Below are 971 nucleotides of genomic sequence, written 5' to 3'. Positions count from 1 at the left end.
GGTAGAGATAAGCTCGAGGAACTGGAGGTCGTTGTGGTGCATGCGCAGCCTGACTGGACGTTGGCGCAGGTCGATTCCGATCCAGAAATGGTCGCCGATCGACTACTGCAAGAAGTTGCGTCACTCATAGACAAACCGGTTAAAGAGTTGCGTGATTGTATTTTGACAAAGCACGTACATCGCTGGTTGTATGCGCGTCCAAAGGCTGCTTATCGCCTGGCGAGTGGCTATCTCTCAAGCGCCGCAGATAACTTGCTCATCTGTGGTGATTACTTTACCGTTAACTCAGAGTTTGGCGTGGAATCTGCTTTCCTCAGTGCGCATGCCTTACTTGGCATGGAGAGCGGAGCAAAGTAACAAAAGTGCAGTCGTTGAGGGGCCATTTCCTAACAAGATGATGGCATGCCTTAAACCATCTGCGTCGCTGATACGTAAGTGCTGGTAACGAAACAAAGGTGCGGCATGAGAATAAGCCGCAGTGAAAGGAAGTTGGAGAAATGTATGGGGTTAGACAAGTCTCAGCCGAGACGGGACGTCCGGACTATCGTTCGCTCTGTTGTGCGCTGGTTTGACTCTGAGGCGTCTGCGCCGGACGAAGGAGAGAGTCCGTTCAGGATAAATTGGGTTCGGTGTATCCCGTTTCTTATTGTCCATATCGCCTGCTTGAATATTATTTGGCTCGGCTGGAGCCCCGTCGCAGTTGTTGTTTGTCTCGCTTTTTTCTGGTTAAGAATGTTCGCGATTACCGCGGTGTACCATCGCTATTTCTCTCACCGCTCTTATAAGATGAACCGTGGCTGGCAGTTTTTTTTCGCGGTGATTGGAGCATCCTCTGCGCAGCGTGGACCGCTTTGGTGGGCGGCGCATCATCGCAATCATCACAAGTTTTCTGATCAAGAAAATGATTTGCATTCGCCTATCAATCATAGATTTTGGTGGAGCCATGTCGGCTGGTTCTTGAGCAATAAGGG

At 50.3% G+C, this 971-nt stretch carries 2 protein-coding genes; both read left to right on the top strand.

All coding sequences use genetic code 11. The features are described from left to right. Window positions 1-357: hypothetical protein (locus A3751_RS23245; protein ID WP_369821265.1), on the top strand; the 357-nt coding region annotated here is incomplete at its 5' end. Between the two features lie 144 nt (window positions 358-501). After that, window positions 502-971: acyl-CoA desaturase (locus A3751_RS20170; protein WP_197466557.1), on the top strand; the 470-nt coding region annotated here is incomplete at its 3' end.

Source organism: Oleiphilus sp. HI0080, assembly GCF_001635135.1.
The sequence above is the reverse complement of the archived record's forward strand: the minus strand, read 5'-3'. Positions and strand labels throughout refer to the sequence as shown.